The sequence below is a fragment of the Paenibacillus sp. PDC88 genome (assembly GCF_900106725.1).
In the GTDB taxonomy this organism is placed as follows: domain Bacteria; phylum Bacillota; class Bacilli; order Paenibacillales; family Paenibacillaceae; genus Paenibacillus; species Paenibacillus shunpengii.
In genome coordinates this window covers 1-2277 of the sequence record NZ_FNNT01000030.1, presented here as the reverse complement: position 1 = coordinate 2277, position 2277 = coordinate 1, and the positions used below count along the sequence as shown (strand labels likewise).

Annotated in this window: 2 protein-coding genes; both read left to right on the top strand. The window is 36.0% G+C overall.

The genetic code is table 11. The annotated features are described in order from the left end of the window. The first annotated feature begins 298 nt into the window (after nt 1-298). Nucleotides 299-643, top strand: a complete 345-nt coding sequence (locus tag BLW49_RS28405) for an ArsR/SmtB family transcription factor (protein WP_041846673.1) — start codon at nt 299-301, stop codon at nt 641-643. Between the two features lie 277 nt (nt 644-920). Further along, the gene (locus BLW49_RS28395) at nt 921-2243 is read left to right on the top strand and encodes an ISL3 family transposase (RefSeq protein WP_041846675.1); all 1323 of its coding nucleotides are present in this window, start codon (nt 921-923) and stop codon (nt 2241-2243) included. The last annotated feature ends 34 nt before the right edge of the window (nt 2244-2277 follow it).

The following is a 2277-nucleotide window of genomic DNA, read 5'->3' as shown; positions in this document are numbered from 1 at the left end:
GGGTCTTCGGAATATATAGTGGAATTACTATTTTAATAATTTAAAAACAGTTAGTGTTAAATCGGATTATTTAGTGGAATACTAAGGAAAATAATAGTTCCAATCAAACACAAACACAGGTGATTATAGGTTGAAAAAAATTTAAATAGTCAGTGCAAGGGAAATAAATTACTATATTGTAAAGGTGTCATAACGTACTGATAAAAAAGATGCTTATATTATGAATTTCACTGTATAAACGTCTTGACACAAAAACTATTACACTATATAATGTAATTGTGAAATGGAGGAGGAAATAATGGCTGAAAACTGGTGTACACCAAAACCAAAACTAACGGAACGCCCCTTGTTAGATACAGATAACGCTGAGGGTTTAAGTGAGACCTTTAAAATACTTTCTAATGGGACTCGACTCAGAATATTGCACACTTTAATTCGAACACCAAATTTATCTGTTAGTGAGGTAGCAGAACAGCTTGAAATGAAACCTCAAGCCATTTCCAACCAACTTCAACGATTGGTCGATAAAGGCATCGTTCGCAATAATCGTGAAGGCAATTTTATTCGGTACCGAATTGTTGATAATTGTGTCGTTAGTCTTTTAGACCAAGGTTGGTGTTTAACCGAGGATTTACCAAAATAATAAGGAGGAGTTTGGTATGGAAAAATGTGCGAGACCAAGCTGTAATTGTCTTCTTGGTGAAAACAAAGTAGAAGTAGAAGGAAAAGTTTATTGCAGTCAAGAATGTGTAGATAACTGTACTGATGAAGTCTGTGAGTGCAAAGATTGTAGCTGTGCTACTGCATAAATGAATAATGAAAAGGTTATCCCTGCATCAATGGGATAACCTTTTTTACGTAGGATATTCAATGAAAGATAATTAATATCGTAACACTACGAGTAGTAAAGGATGAACAGTATGTCAGACTTATTATTACTACCAGATCTTAAAACAACAGAACCACCACAAGAAAATGAAAGCGATATGATGTTTAAAGTGGAAGCAATCGAACCGCCTGAACGTTGTCCTGAATGTGGTTTTGATAAGTTGTATAGGCATGACTCACGAAAGCAACTAATTATGGACTTGCCCATTCGTTTGAAGCGAGTGGGCTTACAACTAAAGCGTAGACGTTATAAATGTCGTGAATGTGGTTCTACCTTTTGGGAACGTCTTATTTCTATTGACGAAAAACGTAGCATGACTAAAAGGTTGTTAAAGTCCATTGAAGAGCAGTCTATGTCCAAGACCTTTGTGGATGTCGCTGAAAGCGTCGGTGTAGACGAAAAGACCGTAAGAAACGTCTTTAAGGACTATGTAGCATTTAAAGAACAAGAATACCAATTTGAGACTCCTAAATGGCTTGGAATAGATGAAATACATATTATCCGTAAACCTCGTCTTGTATTGACTAATGTTGAACGTAAAACCATCTTTGATATTAAGCCTAATCGTAATAAGAATACTGTTATACAAAGGCTTTCAGAGATTGGTGATAGGCATTACATTGAATACGTCACAATGGATATGTGGAAGCCTTACAAAGATGCAGTAAATACTGTTTTGCCACACGCTAAAGTAGTTGTAGATAAGTTTCATGTAGTCCGAATGGCTAATCAAGCATTAGATAATGTTAGGAAGTCTCTCAGAGCCAATATGACAGCCAAAGAAAGGCGTACCCTTATGCGTGAAAGGTATATCCTTCTTAAACGAAAGCATGACTTGAATGAAAGAGACTCATTTCTTTTAGATACTTGGTTAAGTAATAGCTCTGACCTAAAAGAAGCCTATGAAATTAAAGAAGAGTTCTACATGATATGGGATACAGATGATTCTGACGAGGGGATGGATCGTTATAGATATTGGAGACAACGTTGTTTATCCAGTAACTCTAAAGACGCATATAAAGACCTTGTTAGAGCTGTAGACAACTGGCAGGATGAAATCTTCAACTACTTCGATAAAAGGCTCACTAACGCTTATACAGAGTCCATTAATAGTATTATTAGGCAAGTAGAACGAATGGGTAGAGGTTACTCCTTTGAAGCCTTACGAGCCAAAATACTTTTTAATGAAAAACTACATAAGAGACGTAAGCCACGTTTTAATTCGAGTGCGTTCAGCAAAGCTATATTATACGAAACTCTCAATTGGTATGAAGTGACAGACCACAACATAACAGACAACTATGGTGTTGATTTTTCCACACTAATTAAGAAATTGGAGAAGGGTGGAATATAAGCCCTTTTCCACCATAAAATCCGAATACCCAAAA

What these genes read in the sequence shown, in the direction of transcription:
- BLW49_RS28405 (WP_041846673.1), top strand. Translation starts at nt 299, where the DNA reads ATGGCTGAAAACTGGTGTACACCAAAACCAAAACTAACGGAACGCCCC.
- BLW49_RS28395 (WP_041846675.1), top strand. Translation starts at nt 921, where the DNA reads ATGTCAGACTTATTATTACTACCAGATCTTAAAACAACAGAACCACCA.